The organism is Lactimicrobium massiliense (genome assembly GCF_900343155.1).
Lineage (GTDB): Bacteria > Bacillota_I > Bacilli_A > Erysipelotrichales > Erysipelotrichaceae > Bulleidia > Bulleidia massiliensis.
In genome coordinates, this window is the sequence record NZ_OUNG01000004.1 from 1 (window position 1) to 19,673 (window position 19,673).

General features: G+C 48.3%; 16 protein-coding genes. 4 read left to right on the forward strand and 12 right to left on the reverse strand.

Features of this window, described 5'->3' with window-relative positions; translation table 11 throughout:
• Positions 1-150 precede the first annotated feature (150 nt).
• The 4 genes from cas9 to DHU66_RS07865 all read right to left on the reverse strand — a co-directional run bounded on the left by cas9 (position 151) and on the right by DHU66_RS07865 (position 4,349).
• The gene (gene cas9 / locus DHU66_RS07855) at positions 151-978 is read right to left on the reverse strand and encodes a type II CRISPR RNA-guided endonuclease Cas9 (protein WP_108775325.1); all 828 of its coding nucleotides are present in this window, start codon (positions 976-978) and stop codon (positions 151-153) included.
• 97 nt (positions 979-1,075) lie between these two features.
• The gene (locus DHU66_RS07860) at positions 1,076-2,770 is read right to left on the reverse strand and encodes an IS1634 family transposase (RefSeq protein WP_108774719.1); all 1,695 of its coding nucleotides are present in this window, start codon (positions 2,768-2,770) and stop codon (positions 1,076-1,078) included.
• A 155-nt stretch (positions 2,771-2,925) separates the two neighbouring features.
• A complete protein-coding gene (locus DHU66_RS12215; protein ID WP_167836324.1) occupies positions 2,926-3,096 on the reverse strand; it encodes a hypothetical protein in 171 nt (56 codons plus the stop codon).
• A gap of 359 nt (positions 3,097-3,455) precedes the next feature.
• Positions 3,456-4,349, reverse strand: a complete 894-nt coding sequence (locus DHU66_RS07865) for a DMT family transporter (RefSeq protein ID WP_167836325.1) — start codon at positions 4,347-4,349, stop codon at positions 3,456-3,458.
• 68 nt (positions 4,350-4,417) lie between these two features.
• Here DHU66_RS07865 and DHU66_RS12050 point away from each other — a divergent pair, with 68 nt between their 5' ends.
• The gene (locus DHU66_RS12050) at positions 4,418-4,753 is read left to right on the forward strand and encodes a hypothetical protein (RefSeq protein WP_135358335.1); all 336 of its coding nucleotides are present in this window, start codon (positions 4,418-4,420) and stop codon (positions 4,751-4,753) included.
• A 9-nt stretch (positions 4,754-4,762) separates the two neighbouring features.
• On the forward strand, positions 4,763-5,527 hold the full coding sequence (locus DHU66_RS07870; protein WP_108775329.1) for an SDR family NAD(P)-dependent oxidoreductase: 765 nt from the start codon (positions 4,763-4,765) through the stop codon (positions 5,525-5,527).
• 51 nt (positions 5,528-5,578) lie between these two features.
• On the opposite strand, the gene sdaAA is transcribed toward DHU66_RS07870, so the two are convergent.
• From sdaAA to DHU66_RS07885, 3 genes are read right to left on the reverse strand one after another with little or no spacing between them, the layout of a single operon-like run.
• Positions 5,579-6,463 (reverse strand): L-serine ammonia-lyase, iron-sulfur-dependent, subunit alpha, encoded by an 885-nt coding sequence (gene sdaAA / locus DHU66_RS07875; protein ID WP_108775331.1) that lies wholly within the window; start codon positions 6,461-6,463, stop codon positions 5,579-5,581.
• Entirely contained in the window at positions 6,448-7,131 is a 684-nt protein-coding gene (gene sdaAB / locus DHU66_RS07880; protein WP_108775333.1) for an L-serine ammonia-lyase, iron-sulfur-dependent subunit beta, read from the reverse strand. Before sdaAB ends, sdaAA begins: the two co-directional genes overlap by 16 nt.
• Positions 7,132-7,133: 2 nt before the next feature.
• Positions 7,134-7,403: a DUF1294 domain-containing protein gene (locus tag DHU66_RS07885; protein ID WP_209451784.1), complete on the reverse strand. Its 270-nt coding sequence runs from the start codon at positions 7,401-7,403 to the stop codon at positions 7,134-7,136.
• 56 nt (positions 7,404-7,459) lie between these two features.
• Here DHU66_RS07885 and DHU66_RS07890 point away from each other — a divergent pair, with 56 nt between their 5' ends.
• Positions 7,460-9,277 (forward strand): glycerophosphoryl diester phosphodiesterase membrane domain-containing protein, encoded by a 1,818-nt coding sequence (locus DHU66_RS07890; protein ID WP_108775335.1) that lies wholly within the window; start codon positions 7,460-7,462, stop codon positions 9,275-9,277.
• 42 nt (positions 9,278-9,319) lie between these two features.
• Here the strand turns inward: DHU66_RS07890 and DHU66_RS07895 are convergent, their stop codons facing one another.
• On the reverse strand, positions 9,320-10,729 hold the full coding sequence (locus DHU66_RS07895) for a L,D-transpeptidase family protein (RefSeq protein WP_167836326.1): 1,410 nt from the start codon (positions 10,727-10,729) through the stop codon (positions 9,320-9,322).
• A gap of 200 nt (positions 10,730-10,929) precedes the next feature.
• Here DHU66_RS07895 and DHU66_RS07900 point away from each other — a divergent pair, with 200 nt between their 5' ends.
• Positions 10,930-14,163 carry a DEAD/DEAH box helicase gene (locus DHU66_RS07900; RefSeq protein WP_108775339.1) on the forward strand — a complete coding sequence of 1,078 codons (3,234 nt, stop codon included), beginning with the start codon at positions 10,930-10,932 and terminating at the stop codon, positions 14,161-14,163.
• Positions 14,164-14,212: 49 nt separating this feature from the next.
• Here DHU66_RS07900 and DHU66_RS07905 read toward each other — a convergent pair whose 3' ends face one another.
• The 4 genes from DHU66_RS07905 to DHU66_RS07925 all read right to left on the reverse strand — a co-directional run bounded on the left by DHU66_RS07905 (position 14,213) and on the right by DHU66_RS07925 (position 19,602).
• Positions 14,213-15,262, reverse strand: a complete 1,050-nt coding sequence (locus DHU66_RS07905) for a hypothetical protein (RefSeq protein ID WP_135358336.1) — start codon at positions 15,260-15,262, stop codon at positions 14,213-14,215.
• Complete coding sequence (locus DHU66_RS07910) at positions 15,259-15,525, reverse strand: helix-turn-helix domain-containing protein (RefSeq protein WP_108775343.1); 267 nt, start codon at positions 15,523-15,525, stop codon at positions 15,259-15,261. The genes DHU66_RS07905 and DHU66_RS07910 overlap by 4 nt, the downstream gene beginning before the upstream one ends.
• Positions 15,526-15,712: 187 nt before the next feature.
• The gene (locus tag DHU66_RS07920) at positions 15,713-18,463 is read right to left on the reverse strand and encodes an AAA family ATPase (protein ID WP_108775345.1); all 2,751 of its coding nucleotides are present in this window, start codon (positions 18,461-18,463) and stop codon (positions 15,713-15,715) included.
• Positions 18,460-19,602 (reverse strand): exonuclease SbcCD subunit D, encoded by a 1,143-nt coding sequence (locus tag DHU66_RS07925; RefSeq protein WP_108775347.1) that lies wholly within the window; start codon positions 19,600-19,602, stop codon positions 18,460-18,462. Before DHU66_RS07925 ends, DHU66_RS07920 begins: the two co-directional genes overlap by 4 nt.
• Positions 19,603-19,673: the final 71 nt, after the last annotated feature.

The window sequence follows — 19,673 nt, forward strand, 5'->3', positions numbered from 1 at the left end:
ATTCTGCACCTGCTATAATAAGCATGGTTTTATGCCAGCCGTGGAGATACTTGGGTCGAAAATCAAATAGTCTCTGCGGTTTTTCCTTTCTAACTGCAGAGACATTATATCAAGCAATAATGAGACATTTTAATTAGCATTTTCCAGTCATTATGATTTGGCAACAACAGCTAGCTCTGCCTCTTTTAATTTTTCATCATTGAAAAGTTTGCACAGATTTACTTTCTTCCCGGCAAGTAGCTCAAGAAGCACCGCAACAGAAACACCAGAAGGTTCTTCAGAGCTTTCAATCTTCCCATATGCTTTCTGAAGATTCTTTGCTTTTTGAGAGATGCCGGTCTTTTCCTGCAGAGCATTCAAGAATGACTGCTGATCAGCAGCAGAAAAAGAAACACCAAAATCAGCAAGCGTATTTTTGAACTGCTGAAGTGCATCTGATAAGCTCACCCCAGTATCAGAATCTGAAAACTCATAGAGAAAATGTCCTCTGCTCTTCATAATATGATGAAGTGCAAGGAATACCAGTCTTGCATCATGCGGCTCAGAGCTGTGAATCAATTCACTGCGCAGGTAGTAAATATTTGGATACTCTCTAAGATAATCCTTATCTGTATAATCTTTATCACAGAAAAGAGAATACTTGCATGCTTTATCATGCTTATCTTCCGGATAAAGATTTGAATCATGAAGACGGATAAAGAAACCTGGATCAATCTTCAGGATTTCCGGGGCAAACAGTTCTTCCAGAAGTTGCAGTCTCCACTTGCGTCTGGCAAGCCTCCTTCTATTTGTACGTGCAGTTCTGCGGCCAGAAGCATCCTCAGCTTCTGCAAACAAACGTGCACCCCACATTTCCTTACCATGGTATTTCAACAAATGATATGTTGGATCCGTTGCTGCCCACCCAGCAGACTCTGTACCAACATCCAGGCCCAGATACCAATCGCCTGCAGAAAAATTATTGCCGTTATGTTTCATAATCTCCCCTTTGTTATTGACAACTCTTCTGATAGTTATTATATATGTAACCTGACTTTAGAAGTTAACGTTAAAAAATGGTGCTAAACCTCCGATATCAAAATCGGAAGTTCAGCACTTTTTCTATTTTTCTGGAGTTCAATATATAGTGATCCAGAGGCAGCTTTGTCATCTCTGCAAACTCCTTTATAAAGGGACTGTTGGTTGCCAGATTGATGTATTTTCCATCTGCTTCTACTACATTGAATTCCTTCATGAAATTGAATATTTCTGATGAAGAGTATTTATTTTCCAAAATCTTAAATTGAAGGATCCTGCCCAGAAGAACTGTCAGATAACAGACCAGAAAATGTCCTTTGATTGTGTCCTCTTTCTGCAAGAATACAGGGCGTGCATCCAGGTCGGATTTCATGATCCGGAAGGATTCTTCAATACGCCAGAGATTGTGATAGGTGCTGTAGATGTCTTTGGGAGCCATATTAACTTCTGAAGTTACCAGCAGGTTATAACCTGCCAGCTTAAGGTCTTTCTCGATTTGCGCTTCATTTATCTCTGTAACCACCTTGTCATCTGTCTTTTCGCCTTTACTGGTTGACTTGAATGTGACGTATTTTGAAGATTCACCATATTCATTTTTCTTGGCCATAGACTGAGATAATCTGGTGGCTTTATCAACCATTTTCATGATTTCAAATTTCTTCTTTTTAGCCAGCTGCGGATTGTATGTTACAACCCGTTTTTCTTTTAAATTGACTGTATGCTTTTTGCCGTCTTTGTCTGTATAGGTATATGGGAATTTGTCGACACATGCCTTCCATTTGTATTTAAGGCTTCCATCTGGGTTCGTAACATTCTGATATCCGTTTTCCAGAAGAACCCATACTTTTTCCTTTTCAGGAAGTGTCTTTACAGATTTAGAAAAGAGATAGCCATCACCATTGCTTACCGCGTTAATGATATTTTCAGAGCAGTTGAGTCCCTTGTCAGCTACCTGTATGGTTTTCCCTTTAATGCCTTGTCTGTTTTTCATAGAGGCAATAATATCCCTGAGAACTGGTTTCTCGGATTCGTTCCCTGGATACATTCTCATCCCAATCGGAATCTGGTTGGCATCCAGCAGAAGGCCAAGCCCAATGATAGGATCTTTCCTGTTTTCCTTACTTGGCCCTTTTCTTCTGAAATCGTCTTCACGGTCAATTTCAAAATAGAAGTTTGTGCAGTCAAAATATGTTGTCGAAGTGGAAAGACTGTACTTTTCGGAAACCTGAGCAGTAAATAATTCAACAATTTTTTCATAATTACTTCCAAGAAACTCTATTCCTTTGAGCATCTGATTATAGGAGTAATCATATTCCTGAAACAGGAATGGCAGCACCTCGTGGAAAGTGCGTAATTTACTGCATGGATTGATAGCACGCGCATAGATCAACGAAAAGAGAACATCCGTAATCTTGAACTGAAAGTCATTAGTAAGCTGATACAGATCGATAAATCTTTTCACCTGCAGCTTTTCGAGAATTGCATGCAGGGGAAAGTAGCCTAAAGAGCGCATCGGAGAAGAAGTAGAGATGCGTTTGACTTTCTCTTTCTTGCGTTCCTGATTCATCTCTTCAACAACTTGTTTGTAGTGAGTGACAGGATCCGGAATTTCATCAGTCTTCAAATCATTTACATAGCCCAAAGCCTTGTAAGAACGATGGCAGGTCTGTCTCCTTTCCGGGTTGTAGAAAGACTCGTAGATCTGCAGATAGACACCTTTTTTCAGGTTAGATTTCTTAAGAAAGTAGGCCATAAAGCACCCTCTTATATTATAGCACCATAACACCATATATAGAATAGTTAAAAAATAAATTTGTCAAATTTTCACGCATCAAAAAAATCCCATGAAATAGGGCTGAATGAATGATTTGACTAATAAGGACTCCTAAAGATTCATGGTGCTATGCTCTAAAGACGGGCCTCAGCTTCTGCAAACAAACGTGCACCCCACATTTCCTTACCATGGTATTTCAACAAATGATATGTTGGATCCGTTGCTGCCCACCCAGCAGACTCTGTACCAACATCCAGGCCCAGATACCAATCGCCTGCAGAAAAATTATTGCCGTTATGTTTCATAATCTCCCCTTTGTTATTGACAACTCTTCTGATAGTTATTATATATGTAATTGTCTTACACAGAAATACATAGTAGGTCCAAATAAGCTTTTAGCGAAATTATCGCGCATAGCGATCTCACATGGTGTGAGGGCTCTCCTTCGGGAGAGTTTTATTTTGGCATCCAGTCAGCTTCATACCAGAATCTTTACAAGGCAGAATGAAGCAGGCTCATGATACCGTATGAAACAGGTTGAAATAAGAATGCAAAAAAGCAACCGCCAGAACTATCAGAGCTGAGCAGTTACCATAAAGAAGAGGATCCTCCTTCATTCGTGATCCTTTGACAATGTATTTCATGTCTGACTGAGAAAATGCTTTCAAGCCTGCTGTTTCTGCTTGGACAGTGAGATCATTACCAGCATGGCAAAGACACATACAAAGCCGATGAAGTCTCCCACTGTAAATGGTGTACCCATGATGCCGGTCACAATCGCTGCGGTGACAGGCTCCGCAAAGCCATACAGAATGCCTTTTTCCGGTCCGATTTCTTTGACGCCCTGCATATACATCGTAAAGGCCAGCACATTGCCAACGACAACGACGAAGGCAATGCCAATGATGCCCATCACATTAGGGACATAATTGTACTGCCAGATCTTAAAGACAAAGGCAAACAGCAGGCCGCCCATCAGGAATGACCATGCCTGCAGGACAACCACCGGAAAGTGAGCCAAGAGATGTCTTGGATAGCAGTTATAGACGGTAACACAGCCTGCACACAGAACACCGCACAGCAGTGCACCCGCAGGAATGCCCAGTTCCATGCGGCCGTGCGTTGTGATTAACGTCACGCCAACCAGAGCCAGAATAATAGAGAACACATCGAATATTCCGGGCTTTTCATGCCGGTGAATGCATTCCACGATCAGGATCATGACCGGTGAAAGATCCTGCAGAATGGTGGCAGCACCAGCCGTTGATAACTGAATGGTGCGGAAATACAGATACTGACACAATGAAATGCCAAGCAGGCCATAGACCAGCAGATCTCTGGCATCCCGCTTTGTCTTCCATGGCGAATATACATACTTTCCCATTCTGATCCGGCAGTACATAAACAGAATCACACCGGCAAGAAACAACCGGATCGGCACAAGCCAGTGGGCATCCATCCCCTGCTTCGTGAACAGATACTGGCCCATAGAGCCGCTCAATCCCCAGCAGACACCGCCGCCTGCTGTTAACAATGCGCCTTTTACACTTTGTTTCATGGAGTCGATTATATCGCAGCCAGGTTTTGTTTGTGATAAGGTTATGACAAAAGAAAGCAGGATTTCCCATGAGAAACTATACATATGCAGCCATCATCGTTCTGATCACCGGTGCTGCCGGTGTCCTGATCGGTGTCTTTGAATCCATTTCCAGATCCAGAAAGCCATGGGGCTTTGGCAGTCTCCATGCCCCGTTTCCTGTCAAGGATGTCAGCACCTACAACAAAGCTGTTGGTAAACTCTGGATGATCACCGGTCTTGCCATTGCCGCCGACGGCATGATTCTGTATCTGTTCCCATCAAGGACCGTTGGCATTGTATGCGTCGTACTTGCTGTTGTCATCTACAGCATCGGCACTGCGTGGTATGTCACATCCATCGAATCCCGTTTCCGCAAAAAGTGAGGTATTGCCATGAAAACAGCATTGATTACAGGTGCTTCCAGCGGCCTTGGCAAAGAGTTTGTCCGCCAGCTGGCTGATGATCCTGCCATTGCACAATTCTGGGTCATTGCCAGACGCAAAGAACGTCTTCTTGAACTGCAGAAGTTCACAAGCAAGCCCGTTATTGCCATTCCTTTGGATCTGTGCGATCCACACAGCTTCGATATTCTGGCAGAGAAACTGCAGGCTGAAAAGCCGGATATTACCGTACTTGTTGCCGCAGCAGGCCTTGGCTCCATTGGTAAAACTGAAGAGCTCAGCGTTGCAGAAACAAACCGTATGATCGATCTGAACTGCCGGGCAGCCGCTGCCGTCACGCGCCTTTGCCTTCCGTACATGCACAAAGGTGCCCGAATTCTGGAGATTGCGTCCATTGCGGCCTTCCAGCCAATGCCCGGCTTCAACGTTTATGCCGCATCCAAGGCATTCTTAATGAGCTATACCAAAGCACTCCACCATGAACTGCTGCCAAGACATATCAAAGTCACATGTGTCTGCCCGTATTGGGTCAAAGATACCGAATTCATCCCCAAAGCCAGAACAACCGGAAACAGTTTCCGCCACACCCCGCTGGCATCTGTCTCCAAAAGCGTTGTCCGCCTGTCACTTGCCGCATCCAAGGCAAACCTGTGGGTATGTACGCCGGGCATTGTCACAACTGCCCAGCGCATTGTAGCAAAGGTCATTCCCCACTGCATCGTAGTTCCCTTCATGGATCTGATACGCCGCTTCTGACTGGCACCGGTCAACTCCGGTGCCTTTTTCATATAAAAAAGCTGTGATAAATCACAGCCCCTGCGGACGGTTATCCTTCATTGCCTGGGCAATCTTCTGACCCGTCTTTGTGCCGGCAAGACCGCCAATTCCTGTTTCCCGTATTTCCACAGGCATCTTTGCACCAATCGTATGCATAGCATCAATCACTTCATCTGCCGGAATCTTTGACACAATGCCGGCCCTGGCCATATCACAGCTTGTCACGGCATTGACAGCCCCAATCACATTCCGCTTCACGCACGGCACTTCCACAAGGCCTGCCACCGGATCACAGGCCAATCCTAATAATCCCTTCAGTGCCAGTGCACAGGCATTGACAATCTCCATGTTGCCGCCGCCATCAAGATAGGCAAGAGCACCGGCTGCCATGGCACTGGCAGAGCCAATCTCCGCCTGACAGCCGCCCTGGGCACCAGACAGAGAAGCACGCTGGCCAATCACACCGCCGATCCCTGCTGCCACATACAGGCCTTCTACCATCTTATCGTCAGAACAATTTGTTTTTTCCTGATAGGAAATCAACACTGCCGGCAGTACACCACAGCTGCCTGCGGTCGGTGCTGCCACAATACGGCGCATACAGGCATTGCAGGCCGCTACCTTCAATGCCTTCTCCATCACCGAGGACACAAAATCACCCGCCAGCATTTTCTTCTTTTCAATGCGCCGATGCAGAATGCCAGCCTCTTTGCCAACCAGGCCGGAGGCCGATGACATGCCATTTTCATAGCCGGCCGCGGATGCCTTCATCGAGGCATACATACCTGCCATTCTGGCAAATGAAGCTTCTTCCGAAATATTTTCCTCATGGCAGTCCTCTGCCTGCACAACCTTCCAGAACGGCTGGCCGCTCTTGCCGGACTCTTCCAGAATTCTCTCTAATGAACTGTACATGTTTCCTCCTTCACAGGCAGATATGTGATCTTCAGAATGCCCGGATGATTCCGCAATTGTTCCAGAGCAGCAGACGGCACTTCCTGATCACACTCAATCACGGTCACTGCATGGCCGCCCCGGCTGTCACGGTCCAGCTGGACCGTGGCAATATTGATATGATGCTCATACAGCATGCCCGTTATCGCAGACACTTCACCCGGCCGGTCATCATTCTCCACGATCAATGTCGGATAATCACCCGAGAACACTGTCTTCAGACCGTCAATCTCACGGATCTGGATCTGACCGCCGCCAATGGAAGCAGCCACGATCTCCAGCTTCTTGCCATATTCACCCTTCAAGAACAGACGCACACTGTTAGGATGGGCTTCCTCACCCAGATCCACGGTGCCAAGCGTCACCTTCATTCCTGCTTTGCGCGCTTCTTCAAACGCATCCGGAATGCGCGCATCATCACATGCCATACCCAGAAGACCCGCAATCAAAGCACGGTCCGTACCATGGCCGACACCTGTTGCGGCAAACGAGCCATGCAGAAGAATCACTGCATCCACAACTTTTTCCCCCAGCAGTCTTCTTGATACAAGACCAATCCGGGCAGCACCGGCCGTATGGGAACTTGATGGTCCCACCATCACCGGTCCGATAATTTCAAAGATATTCATCCTTACCCTCTTATCTGAAATAACAGAATGATCCACAGCACAAGCAGAGCCGGAACCCCGACTGTAAACTTTGTATGTTTTGTCTTATGGTGAAACACATACATGCCAGCCAGTGCACCGGCAGCGCCGCCCATGGCAGCACTTGCCATCAGCACACGTTCAGGAATCCGCCAGGCATGCACAACTGCCTTATGCTTATCAATACCAAACAAAGCAAAGGATACCACATTGATCACCAGCAGCCATCCTGCCATCATTCTTACTGTTTCCATGGCTTTGATGATATCACGATCTCACAAAAGGCAAAACGAATGTACAATGAAGAAACATGAACAAACGTAAAGAACCTGTGAAAATCCTGCTGCACCTGATTAAAAGCAGAGATGCACTGCCCAGACTTCTGCTGTTCCATATCTGCCTGACTGTCTTTCTGGCCCTGGTGATTGTCTTCTATGGCTGGATCGTACAGTTCCTGCTGGATGCCGGCGGTCTTGTCTCTTTGACCTCAGGCAATCTTGGCTGGATCTTCACCAGCTGGCAGGGCTGGACCATCCTGATCAGTGCAATGCTGCTGTTAATGCTGTGTGCATGCACGGAAATCAATGCCCGCATCCTCTACTGCCAGCAGGTACTCAGCGGAAACCGGAAACCATCCTTTTTCCAATGCGCAAAGGAAGGCTTGAAGACACTGCCCCATTTTCTGACACCCGCCGGCATTCTCATCATGTTCTGGATTGGCATCATCATCCCGCTGGCAGGCCTTGGCACCACAACCACATGGACCTCATCACTGCGCTGGCCAGAATGGATCCTTGCCGGATACAAACGCACGCCTCTCTTCTACCTGCTCTATGGCAGCGTCGAAGGAACCATTTTCATCCTGAGCTTTTTAAGCATCTATACCCTGCACGCAGCCATCCTGCACAAGCAAAAGCCGTGGAAGGCCGTGCGCACCTCATGGAGAATGTTCAAAACACATCAGAAGGAATGCATCACGGAAACAGCCAGTGCGATCATCACGATCTTCCTTTCCATCTGGCTTGCCGGCATCCTGACCATCCGCATACCATCCCATCTGCTGAATACATTTCTGACACAGCATACTGTACAAGAAAGAGTACTGCTTGGCACTGCAACCATGTTCTGTCTGCTTGTCTGCACCATCATCCGCATGCTTGCAAGCAGCGCCCTGCTTCTGGAACTGACCAGCATCTGGCACTGGATGCAGAAAGAAACAGAAATACCCGTCAGAAAGCCAGGAGGCAGATTTATCCGCCGTTTTCTGCTGGCATCACTGGCCTTTTCACTTGCCTTTGGCTTTGTTGCAGCAGGCTATTTTGATGAATGGTTCCCAGCCAAATCAGATGCCCTGATCATCGCCCACCGGGCAGGCGGCGCCCTTGGTGCTGAAAACACCCTGTATGATCTTGAACGCGCCCACGAACAGGGCATCACAGCAGGCGAAATTGATGTGCAGCGCACCAAAGACGGCTATTATGTCGTCACCCACGACAATACGTTCTGGCGTACTGCCAATGACAAACGCTATGTATGGGATATGACCCTGGAAGAAATCCAGACCCAGATCAACATCCTCCCGCTCCGGCAGGGACAGCCAAGCGTCACCGTTTCAACAATTGATCAGTTTCTTGATTCGGCAAAGGCCTGGAATATGCACTTGTTTGTGGAACTCAAGGGCTATACCGCCGACAAACAGATGGCAGATGATCTTGCCAGACTTGCCCAGGAGAAAAACATGACAGACAGCTGCACGTTCATTTCTTTGAAATACAGCCTGGTTGACTACATGGAAACAACATACCCGCAATTGGAAACAGGCTATATCTATAACATGGCCATTGGCGATACGCCGGATCTCAACTGTGACTGCTTCATTGTCGCAAGCGAAGCTGCCACCTCCCCGGCCATCTATGCCATCCAGGCAAAGGGCAAAAAGATCTATGTATGGAGTGTCAACAGCACAAAGCAGATTGAAAAATTCCTGAAATCTGACATTGACGGCATCATCACGGATCAGCCGGTCAATGCCAGAAAAGTAGAAGAAAAGCTGGAAAGACGCTCTGACTTCCAGCGCGTCTATGACAATCTGACTACGTTCATCCCATCCTTCCTGCCGCTTTCCTGAAAAAAAGAAGCCAGGCACGACGCTCTGACCTCTGAACTTTCATCAATAGATCACAACCGGTGTATTGACATCCACCGTATTGAAGATGGACTGGGCAACACTGTAAGACAGGTTGATACAGCCATGAGATCCTCTCGTATAATACAGTGTACCGCCAAAGGCAGACTGCCATGTTGCATCATGCAGACCAACACCTGTCCAGGTAATCGGCATCCAGTACGCAACCGGAGAACTCCATTTCGAACCATCCCAGGCTGTGCCTTTCAGAGTGGCATTCTGTTCCTTCTTCCAGATCCGGAACACACCGGTCGGTGTATCCTGGCCATGTTCCGGCTTGCCGGTAATCACATCTGCCTCCAGCACCAGTGATCCATTCTTGTAATACCACAGATGCTGGGCAGAGATGGATACTTCAATATACGTATTGCCAATATCACCATTGGTACCGTTGCGGCCGCCATACGCTGTCACATCCCAGAACGCACTGACTGTCTGAGACTGACCCGAAACTGCCGCAGCCGCAATGGCATCCTTGGTAGAATCCTCATTCATCATCCAGCCATAGGTATCCGTTGAGCCTCCGCCCACGGTCACCGCTGAGCCATCATGCGCAGTAAAGGTACGCTGTGTATAAATCGTATTGTACTTTTCTGCCAGGGAATCCACATAGGCAGTCATCTTTTCATCATTGGCCGTAATGGTTGCATCATCAATATTGATATTCAAAAGATCCACCAATGCATCACCAGACAACGTCTCCGTTGCCCCGGACAGATCAATCGTAATCACTTCATTCTCAATTGACTTCAGCAGTGCGAGTTCCTTGGACAAAGCTTCATCATCCGACTTGATCGTGGGCTCTTCATAGCAGCCCTCTGCCTCCAGATCCACTTCACTTTCACCCTGTGACAATGCTGTCTTGATCGCCGCAAGTGTCTTGTCTTTATCCAGCGTATTGCCTTCTGTCTCTGCCACGATCTCATACCCATTGGTTCCCCGTTCCACATGGGCATTGACCGGCGCTACGACATCAGATCCGGAAATGCAGCTCAACGCACTCAAAGCCTCTTCCAGCTTTGTCTCATCATAACTGACATCCAGATCCACAGTCTCCTCACTTGTCTTAAACAAATAGGCAGGCCACTTCCAGGCACTCTGGCTGGCAATCACCTTTTTCACATCATCGTCAGACACATCCGCCTGGTATGCAATATCATCCAGCGAGATCGTCTCTGTCTTGTCATCACGTTCTGCCAGCGTAATCACCTTGCCCTGACTGCTGGCAAGGGCACTGGCCGCTTTAGAAGCACTATCATTGCCAACGGCTGTCCCGTTAATACTGGTATGCGGCATCAGGTGGCTGCTGTAGAACCCGCAGCCAATGCCATACGCAGCCGCCAGAACGCCAACGGCAGACAATGCACTGATCCAAATCACTTTCTTCTTATTCATCTGATATCCCTGCTCCCCCGAGGTCTGTGATTCTATCCTTTGATACCAGCATAGTTTATCACGACTTCCGGCTTTTCGTCTGCATATGCTCTGAAAACCATGTGAACATCCTATCATCCCACGATTCCACCTGAAACGGAAGCCTTTCCTCACGCTTGTTCCATGCTAAAATAGCAGGAAGGATAAGGGGGCCAGGGCATATGCTCACATTGGAAAACATCAAACGGACATGCAGTGAACCAGTCTTTCATCAGGCAGAAACACTTTGTGAACAAGGTGCTGTCAAAGATCTGACTGTATCCCGCGATCAGACATCCGGTCTGGTCGATATTGAAGCCGATGTCACCGTGGGCAGACGCAGCTATCATGTCTATGTCTGCATCAATGAAACCCTTGGCTTCATCTTTGATACCGACTGCACATGCACCCTTGGCTCTGAATGCCCCCATATTGCTGCGGTTCTGCTGCAGTATCTGAAAGAAAGCGCAAAGGAAGAAGAAGCGCCTGACAAAGAAAGAGGCAGTGATGAAACCATTGTGCATCTGCTGGAAAGAATTGAACAGGCGCCGGTTGACCTGCGCTCTGCCACCAATGTCATGCTGGTGCCGTATGTCTCTGCAGACCAGCGGGATCCCGAAGCACTGCATTGTGAATTCCGCATCGGCCGCAGTGAAAACAAAATGTATGTTCTGCCCAACATCACAGCCTTCATCAATCTCATCAACACACACGGCTACCACCGCTATGGCCGTGAACTCGAATTCATCCATGACCTGTCTGCTTTCCACAGGACATGCCGCCGTCTCGTTGTCTTTTTACGTTCCCTGGTAAACAAAGAAGACACGTTCCGCAGCATATCTGCCTTTCCCGGCTATTATGGCAATGACTATGAAATCGGCAGATCCCTGTGCCTGCGGGGCAGATATCTTGATGCCTTCATGGAAGCTGCACAACAGCTCGACCTGCATGTCATGCATGCAGAAGAATACGGCTATGCCGGTGACATCATCTATCATAAAAAGGAAGGACTGCCCGACCTGCATGCGTCCATGAAACAGACAGACGGCGGATGGCTGCTGTCATCCAGCTCTCTGCGTATGTTCAAAGGCAGCCAGCAGCTCTATATCTTCGACGGCACCAAGCCAGTCTACTACGTCTCCCAGCGCACCTCAGAAAAACTTGTTGCACTGCTGGACTACATGCAGGCCGCCGGCAAAAATGCCCAGTACATCTCTTCCAGTGATCTGCCTGCCTTTGCCAGAGACCTCTATCCGCTGCTGGAAAGCCATACTGCCTTTACCGCAAATGGCTTTGATCCCGCAAAATATCTCCCGGACAAGCCTGACTTTGAAATCTATCTGGATGCCCCGGACAAAGATGTCATCACAGCCGAGCTGTATGCCATCTATCCCAGCAATCGATACAACGTATTCGCCGGCATTCAGGCCCAGGGCAGACGGTCCATTGCGGATGAAAAGCAGATGGATGCGTTTGTCTCTCAGTGGTTCAATGCCTATGATCCCATTCACAAGCAGATGACGCTTGCCAATGATGAAGAAAAACTGTATGAACTGCTGCAGGAAGGCATCCATGCCATGCAGGAAAAGGCAAAAGTATTTGTATCAGACACTTTGAAGAAGCTGACAATCAGAAAGGTCGGCAAGATCACCGTCGGCGTTTCGGTCAATGACAGCGATGATCTGCTGCAGCTGAACATTGGCTCGGCTACCATGAAACCAGAAGAGATCGCTGAGATCCTGTCCCATTATGACCGCAAGAAGAAATTCTTCCGGCTTAAAAGCGGAGAATTCATTGACCTGGATGATGGCGGCCAGTTTGATGAATTTGCCAATCTTGCCAATTCCCTGCAGCTGAAAAAGAGTGAAATTGAAAGTGGCAGCGTTGAGGTTGGCAAGTACAGAGCAATGTACCTGGAAGAAGAAAGCCGGGAAACAAGTCTCGAAATTGACCGGGACGCCAAATTCCGCAGTCTGATCGCCAACATCAAAAGCACCGACATCGATGACTACGAGCCGCCGAAAAGGCTGGAAAGCATCATGCGTGATTACCAGAAGGAAGGATTCCGCTGGCTCAGCGCCCTGTACCACAATGGCTTTGGTGCCCTGCTTGCCGATGAAATGGGCCTTGGCAAAACCTTGCAGGTACTCTCCTTTCTTGATGCGAACAAAGGCTTTGGCAAGACCCTGGTTGTCTGCCCTGCCTCCCTTGTATACAACTGGTATCAGGAAGTACAGAAGTTCGCTCCGGACCTCAAAGCCGTCACCATCATCGGTGCTGCCGCAGAACGCGAAGATGCCATGAAACAGGCAGATCAAGCCGATATCCTGATCACATCCTACAACCTGCTGAAAAAGGATATGGAATTCTATCAGGATAAAACTTTTACGGTAGAAATCATCGATGAAGCACAATACATCAAGAATGCCGGCACAATGGCATCCAAGGCCGTCAAGGATATCAATGCAAAGTTCCGCATCGCTTTGACAGGCACGCCGATTGAAAACAGGCTCAGCGAGCTCTGGTCCATCTTTGACTTCATCATGCCGGGATTCTTCTTCTCCTATCACCGGTTCCGCTCCACCTTCGAGCTTCCAATCATCCGGGACAAGGATACGTATGCCGAAGTCATGCTGCAGAAGATGATCCGCCCGTTTGTCCTGCGCCGTCTGAAGAAAGATGTGCTCAAGGACCTGCCGGACAAGATGGAAGAAGTGTATTATGCCAATGCCGATACCGAGCAGAAGCAGCTCTATGATGCCCGTGTACAGCAGATACGCTATGCCCTGAAGAATACGACGGATGAACAGTTCCGCCACCAGCATATCGAGATCCTGTCAGAGCTGACTCATCTGCGGGAAATCTGCTGTGATCCTGCCCTTCTCTATGACAACTACACCGGCGGTTCCGCCAAGGAAGAGCTATGCCTGGATCTGATCAAGAATGCCGCCGAAGCCGGCCATAAAGTTCTGCTGTTCTCCCAGTTCACATCCATGCTGGCAATTCTGACAAAGCGCCTAAAGGAAGAAAACATTGCCTACCATCTGCTCACCGGTGCTACCAATGCCAAAGAGCGTGCTGAAATGGTAGATGCCTTCCAGAAGGATGATGTACCGGTCTTTGCCATCTCGCTCAAAGCAGGCGGCACCGGCCTGAACCTGACCGCAGCCGATATTGTCATCCACTACGATCCATGGTGGAACACAGCAGTCCAGAACCAGGCCAGCGACCGTGCCCACCGCATCGGTCAGAAGAATATCGTCTCTGTATACCGCCTGATCTTGAAAGATACCATTGAGGAGCGCATCCTTAAACTCCAGGAGGATAAAGCCGATCTGGCTGGCAGAATGCTGGATGGCAAAGAGATGTCCAGAGCAGGATTTACCAGAGAAGAACTGCTCTCCCTGCTGGATTAACAACCTTCATAAATACAAAACAGGAATGCCGGATGGCATTCCTGTTTTGTTATGCAGAAATCTGATCGTGATGATCCTGGTTTTCCTGTTCTTCTTTGCTTTGCAGCAGATGACAAACTGCCCCTGAAAGTGAAGCGATACTGTCAGAGAAACATAACAGCATCCATACAAGCATACTGATCATTCCTGTCTTATACGTCATCACGCCTCTCATATACAGACCACACAGGGAGGCCGCAAATACAAGCAGGCAGAGAATCCGCATTCCCTGAAAGATACCGGAAAAACTATGGGCAAACATATGGGCAAGCCAGGGCACCACGCATGCAAGGATGATGCCATCCAGCAGCCCAAGTAAGCCGAGCACCGGATTCATCACAAACAGGATGATGATCCATGCCATGCAGTACGCGATCGAAAGATAATCCCTGACGATATCCAGCCAGCGTGATAACAATTCATACACCAGAAGCACAGCTGCCCCAAGCAGTACAAACATCCTTACACGAACACTTACGGCAAGTCCAAGTTTGACAAGATACAGGTTCATAAACGGCACAAACAGCAGTGCCAGACCAGCTTCACCAACAGGCGAACCATCAAAGCATAGATGGCTGTACCAGCCGACAAACAACATGCTGAGCATATTGTAGGCAGTGACTGAATCCAGCAGGAACCGGCGCCACATGAAGATCAGCATCATTGCATACAGCCCATAGATCACAAGCATGCCGGCCGCAGACAGCCAGTAAATCTGTTTCTTTTTGCAGACAAGATACACAGCACAGGCAGTTGCCCATAACAGAGCAGTCTGCCACTGCAGTACAGCAAGAAACACAAAGCAGGCCGCCATCTGACAGTACCGCAGTTCTGTTTCATCCAGATTTTCCTGCAGCCAGCCATAGCCAAGACGACAGATCACTGCCGTACCGCTGACAATCATCAGAGAAAATACCATCATGTAGAAAGTACCGGATGTGGCAAACAATGAAGAAAACAGCGATGCCACACCATACAGAGCCGCTGCCTGCAGGCCATACAGGCACAAGCCTAACAGCATATACAATACTTTATTACGATTTAATTCCTGTACTCTCATTTGACCACCGGCTGTTTTACAGGTATAAATTCAATCTTCAGCTGCATTCCCATTCCCTTTGCAAGCCGCAGCAGTGTCCGTACAGAAGGATTTGCATTGCCATGTTCCAGTTTACTGATATCAGGTTGTGCAATTCCTGTTTTTCTCGCAAGTTCCTTCTGTGTCAGCCCGGATTGGTGTCTTGCATCAATCAGCGCCTGAATCACTGCATGTTCAGGCTGAAGCTGTTCCTGAAGAAAATCATCAAAACTGTTATTGCTCATTCGTTTTCCTTTCTTGAAAGATCGTCATTTCGATACTTCTTTGCTTTCTCAATTTCTGCCCATGGTGTCTTTTGAAATTTCCTGATAAATCCATTTGTAATAACGCTTTTGAATAGGATTCTCTCAGCTGATAGCCGTTGTCTTCCAGCAAGACAATGGCATCAAGCTTTCAAATTCAGCTTTTCTGCTAGTCAATCACAATCTTCGCTGTACTGCCGCCATCTTCCTGCAGATTCTTTTTCACCACAATCTTCCGGCTGATTCTTTCTTCCAGCTGAGACACATGGGAAATGATACCGATCAAGCGGTCTGCCTCTGAGATGGAGCTTAATGTATCCACTGCCTGGGCAAGAGATTCTTCATCCAGGGAGCCAAAACCTTCATCGATGAACATCGCATCCATCTGCACATGGGCATGGTCCTGCGTAGCATCCGACAGTCCTAGTGCCAGCGACATCGATGCCAGGAAAGACTCGCCGCCTGAAAGAGAATCCACAGGCCGCACCGTATCGTTGTAATGATCAATGACATCCAGAGCCAGTGCTGCATGGGACTGGCGGCCAAGATGATCCTGATGGCGAACAAGCTCATACTGACCTGATGACATCTGCCTGTAGCGCCGGTTGGCATAGTACAGAATCTCATCAAAGTAATGCATCTGCACATACTCTTCCAATGTCAGTTTCTCTTTGCCGCTCAGATGTGAATCCGCCGTGTCAGCCAGAGAACGCACCAGATCATAGTGTTTCTGCTGCCTGGCCAGTTTCTTCATCCCGGTATTTACCTTTGTAAATGTATCTTCATTATTCTCCAGACGATGGCTGATGACACTCAAAGAACGCTGCAGCGCAGACAATGTATCCTGGCTCTGTACAAGCCTTGCCTGATCCTTAGCTAAATTCCTGCGGAAACCCGCTTCATCACCAGCTGGCAGTGAAGCTTCATATGTCTTTTTCTCCATTTCAAGATCGCGCAGGATCTGCTGTGCATCAATTACATCCTGCTGTACCTGCTGCCAGATCTTCTGCCGTTCTGCCACCTGCTGCGTCAAAGCCTTGATTGCCCGCCTTGCACTTGCTGCATCCGCATACGCAAGATCTTTCTGCAGGATCTCAATCTTCTGCTTTGCCTGCAGAATCTCTCCCTGCTGCTTTGACTCCTGCAGCGTCACTTCCTGCAGCTGTGTGCGCATCATATCTGTCTCTTTCGAAAGCGCATCAATCTCCGTTTCAATCTGATGGAGCTCTTTTTCCTGTTTCAAAAGCACATCAATATTCTGCTGATCAGATGTGATTTCCCTGCTGATCTTTGCAATGGCATCGTTTAATACCGCAGGATCTGAAACACCTGCCTGGGCAAGTGCATTTCCCAGATTTTTCTGCTGTTCCTGCAGCTTCGCCATCACACCGGACAGTTTCTGATGCGCCGCATCACTGTCCTTCTTGGCCTGCAGGCTCTTTCTCTCCAGTTCCTCCACCGTTTTCTGATCCGGGGCACCCTTGGCAAGATGGGCAAGGGAAGGATGATGAACGGACCCGCATACCGGGCAGGGCTCTCCTTCCTGCAGACCAGATGCCAGCAGGCCGGCCTGTTCCCGGAAGAATACCGAACGGTTTTCCATGTACACATGATTGGCATTTTCATAAGCACACAATGTCGTTTCCACAAGCTGTTTCACTCTTGCTTCGTCAATCTGTGTCTTATGAATCGCCTGTTCCAGCAATACGATCGCATGCAGCTGGCTAAGGCGGTTCTGCCTGATCTGCAGTTCACTTTCCATCTGGATCTTCTTTGCAGGCACATCCTTCCATGCCTGCTGTTTCTGCTGATCTTTGGCAAGGGTGCTTTCTGCCGTTTCCAGCCTTTTTTGATTCAACCCGATCTGTTTCTGCAGATCTGCCAGCTTCTTCTTACTGTTTTCCAGGTCCATTCCTGCCTGCTCCAGCATGTCATACTTTGGCAGCTGCTCTTTTTCCCTGGCAAGCTGCACCTGCAGCGTAGCGATGGCTTCATCTTCCTGTGCTTCCTGCTTTACATGCAGAATATTCTGCTTTGTACGCAGGGCTTCTTCTGCCGCCGGTATCTTTTTCTCGACCGCATGCAGTTTTGCATAGCGGCCGGCTGTTTCTTCCTTCTGGCCAATGGTTCTGGAAAGAATCGCATTGGCATCTGTTCTTTCCTGCACCTGCTTTTCCAGCTTTTCTTTTTCAGCTTTGTCAAAGTCGATTGCCTTCTGCACTTCTGCAGAAAACTGTTCCGGCTGCAGGAACGGATTGTCACTGTTCCAATGAGACAGGTCACAGGCATCATTGCCCTGCAGAAAACCGATGGCACTCTGCAGTGCGGTCATTTCTGTATTGACCTTGTCTGCAGCAGTTCTGCGCTCATCTTCCAGCTTTAACATCAGTTTCTGATAATTGCCTGTATGGAACAGGTCCTGAAACAGCTTGACCCGCTGTTTCGTATCCGCTGTCAGCAACTGGCGGAAACTGCCCTGGGCAATCATGACAATCTGTGCAAACTGATCACAGTCAATCTTCAGGATTTCTTCGATCTTCTTTGTGACCTGGGTGCTTTTAGCAGTGATGGAACCATCCGGCATGGTCAGTTCTGCATCCTGTGTCAGCAGATCCTTTTCCTTCTGATAGCGCAGTTTGCGCAGGACGTGGTATGTTTTGCCGCCATAGGAAAAATCCAGCTTCACATAGGTCTTCACACTGTCATCCACATACTGGGACCGCAGCGTTTTTACGTTCCGGTTATCGCCTGATGTCCGCCCGTACAGCGCATAGGTGATCGCATCAAAGATCGTTGTCTTGCCAGCACCTGTATCACCGGTGATCAGGTACAGACCGGAATCACCAAGCAGAGAAAAATCCAACACGGTTGGCCTTGCATACGGACCAAAAGCACACATTTCCAAGCGCAGCGGCCTCATGCCTGCTCACCTCCATTCCAGATCTCATCAATCTGATCTTTCAGATAGGAAATCTGTTCTTCAGACATCTCAATGCCATTGCGCTCTTTGTAAAACCGGGCAAACAGATCAGAAGGAGACATCGTCTGCATCGTATTCACAGGCAGAATCATTTCAGCCCGGGTCCGCTCATTGTCATAGTCCAGCCGCATGGCATTGGGATACAGCTCTCTCAGATAGCGTATCGCATCCGGCTGTTCCTGATTGTCATGCAGTACAAAGCGGACATAGTCCTCCTTGTTTTCATCCTCACTGGCAGCCGAAAGAATCTCCTTGTAATACCCTTCGATGGTCCGCATATGATGCAGCGGCGTTAACAAGCGTGTATAGACACGCACCATGCCCTTTTCCTTCAGCTCAGCAAAGCCAAGCGCTTTCTGCTGGTTTTCCTCTGCAAAGGAATACGCAAGCGGTGTACCGGCATAAAACACATTTTTGCCAAGCTGCTGGCGATGATGAATATGGCCTAATGCCGCATAATCAAAGCCATCATAGACAGAAGCAGAAATCTGATCGAGACCGCCGACAATCAACTGTTCGGAGCCAAGCGGATCAACCTTTGCCCCGGTCACAAACTGATGTGAGACAATGACATTTCGTTTGGAAAAGTCCACATCCGACATGGCAATGGCCCTGGCCACAGCCTGCTGATAGCTGCCCACTCTGTCATCTTCATCCAGATAACGGTTGACATAGCTTGGCCGGATATACGGCAGCAGCCACACATGCACTTCCCCGAAATCATCCGTCAGTATATCGTGGTCCATCTTTCCCATGAAATTTCCACAAATATGAATTCCCTGGCCAGCCAGCAGGTGTCCGCCATAGGCAAGTCTGTCACCCTGGTCATGATTGCCTGCAATCAGGTATGTCCGGATGTGATGCCCGGCAAGATCCGTCAGGAAATCATCCAGCAGATTGACCGCTTCCACAGAAGGCACTGCCTTGTCATACACATCACCCGCAATCAGCAGTGCATCTGGTTTTTCTTTCACCAGAATTTCTACAATTTCTTTCAGAATATGTTTCTGCTCCTCTGCCATCGATACATGATTGACAATCATGCCAAGGTGCAGATCTGCCAGATGTGCAAACTTCATGAAATACCTCCTGCTTTCTCAGCTGTTCTACTATCTTATCATCCCGGATGTACAAAACGGGCAGATCCACA

Bases quoted from the DNA above. Each gene is read 5' to 3' on its own strand.
- cas9 (WP_108775325.1), bottom strand. From the start codon at position 978: ATGAAACATAACGGCAATAATTTTTCTGCAGGCGATTGGTATCTGGGC.
- DHU66_RS07860 (WP_108774719.1), bottom strand. From the start codon at position 2,770: ATGGCCTACTTTCTTAAGAAATCTAACCTGAAAAAAGGTGTCTATCTG.
- DHU66_RS12215 (WP_167836324.1), bottom strand. From the start codon at position 3,096: ATGAAACATAACGGCAATAATTTTTCTGCAGGCGATTGGTATCTGGGC.
- DHU66_RS07865 (WP_167836325.1), bottom strand. From the start codon at position 4,349: ATGAAACAAAGTGTAAAAGGCGCATTGTTAACAGCAGGCGGCGGTGTC.
- DHU66_RS12050 (WP_135358335.1), top strand. From the start codon at position 4,418: ATGAGAAACTATACATATGCAGCCATCATCGTTCTGATCACCGGTGCT.
- DHU66_RS07870 (WP_108775329.1), top strand. From the start codon at position 4,763: ATGAAAACAGCATTGATTACAGGTGCTTCCAGCGGCCTTGGCAAAGAG.
- sdaAA (WP_108775331.1), bottom strand. From the start codon at position 6,463: ATGTACAGTTCATTAGAGAGAATTCTGGAAGAGTCCGGCAAGAGCGGC.
- sdaAB (WP_108775333.1), bottom strand. From the start codon at position 7,131: ATGAATATCTTTGAAATTATCGGACCGGTGATGGTGGGACCATCAAGT.
- DHU66_RS07885 (WP_209451784.1), bottom strand. From the start codon at position 7,403: ATGGAAACAGTAAGAATGATGGCAGGATGGCTGCTGGTGATCAATGTG.
- DHU66_RS07890 (WP_108775335.1), top strand. From the start codon at position 7,460: ATGAACAAACGTAAAGAACCTGTGAAAATCCTGCTGCACCTGATTAAA.
- DHU66_RS07895 (WP_167836326.1), bottom strand. From the start codon at position 10,729: ATGAATAAGAAGAAAGTGATTTGGATCAGTGCATTGTCTGCCGTTGGC.
- DHU66_RS07900 (WP_108775339.1), top strand. From the start codon at position 10,930: ATGCTCACATTGGAAAACATCAAACGGACATGCAGTGAACCAGTCTTT.
- DHU66_RS07905 (WP_135358336.1), bottom strand. From the start codon at position 15,262: ATGAGAGTACAGGAATTAAATCGTAATAAAGTATTGTATATGCTGTTA.
- DHU66_RS07910 (WP_108775343.1), bottom strand. From the start codon at position 15,525: ATGAGCAATAACAGTTTTGATGATTTTCTTCAGGAACAGCTTCAGCCT.
- DHU66_RS07920 (WP_108775345.1), bottom strand. From the start codon at position 18,463: ATGAGGCCGCTGCGCTTGGAAATGTGTGCTTTTGGTCCGTATGCAAGG.
- DHU66_RS07925 (WP_108775347.1), bottom strand. From the start codon at position 19,602: ATGAAGTTTGCACATCTGGCAGATCTGCACCTTGGCATGATTGTCAAT.